Source organism: Protofrankia sp. CiP1_Cm_nod1, assembly GCF_920888515.1.
Classification (GTDB): Bacteria; Actinomycetota; Actinomycetes; order Frankiales; family Frankiaceae; genus Protofrankia.
In genome coordinates, this window is sequence record NZ_CAKKTM010000173.1 from 1 (window position 1) to 1008 (window position 1008).

The following is a 1008-nucleotide window of genomic DNA, read 5'->3' on the forward strand; positions in this document are numbered from 1 at the left end:
ATTGAAACCCCAGGTGGCCAACGGGGTGCTGGGTCTGCTGGACGTCCGTGATCATCCCTGGAGGGATTGAAACGTGCTTGGTATCCGTCTCGGTCGCTCAATATCTCGTCCGTGATCATCCCTGGAGGGATTGAAACACCTGTCACCCATCCGGCCGGATCTTCCGCGTACGTGGTCCGTGATCATCCCTGGAGGGATTGAAACGGCTCCGACCGCTGCCAATAGAAGGAGCTCCAGCACGTCCGTGATCATCCCTGGAGGGATTGAAACAGGATTTTTTTCAGCAGTACGGTCTGTCTCCTGTCTTGTCCGTGATCATCCCTGGAGGGATTGAAACGACCCACGGAATCCGGCCCCGTAGGCATACTGAGCAATCGTCCGTGATCATCCCTGGAGGGATTGAAACGGCGGGGACCGCAGCCGAGTACGAGTACGCCGTCGGTCCGTGATCATCCCTGGAGGGATTGAAACCCGCAACCATCCCGGCGGACCTGGAGTGGGCCGGCGTCCGTGATCATCCCTGGAGGGATTGAAACGGGGGCCGATCCACTCCCTCCCCCGCCCGGGTTGTGGTCCGTGATCATCCCTGGAGGGATTGAAACACGGGTGTCAGGCGCTCTGCTTCAGTCGCGTGCGCAGGTCGTCGAGGTTGTCGGGGTGTTCGGGGCCGTGGCGGCGGCCGGCCGTGCGGCTGAGCCACTGGGCGGCGGGGCCGGAGTCGAGCAGTGGCTCGTCCTCGGTGCGGTCCGGTGCGCCGGCTGTCGCGAAGTACTCCCGCGTGGATTCCAGTGTGATCGGGGCGGAGGCGCCGGGGCGACGTTCCAGGCTGGCCGCGTGCCATGGTGGTTCGCCGTGGCTGAGCACTTCGAGGTCGCGGCCCGTCAGGGCGCCGTAGCGGCTGAGGACGTAGCCGATCGTGTTCAGCTCCGCTTCGCCGAACTCGGCGCGACCAGATGGCTGTTGATGGCACGACCGGACTGAAGCGGGAATTGAGCGTTCACAGCGGTC

General features: G+C 63.8%; 1 pseudogene and 1 CRISPR repeat array. The pseudogene reads right to left on the minus strand.

Going from position 1 to position 1008, the window contains the following annotated elements:
- Positions 1–43: 43 nt before the first annotated feature.
- Positions 44–602: direct repeats of the CRISPR family, unit length 30 nt; unit sequence GTCCGTGATCATCCCTGGAGGGATTGAAAC.
- A 7-nt stretch (positions 603–609) separates the two neighbouring features.
- Positions 610–1008, minus strand: a pseudogene (locus NBX02_RS08210) (hypothetical protein); the annotation flags it as partial.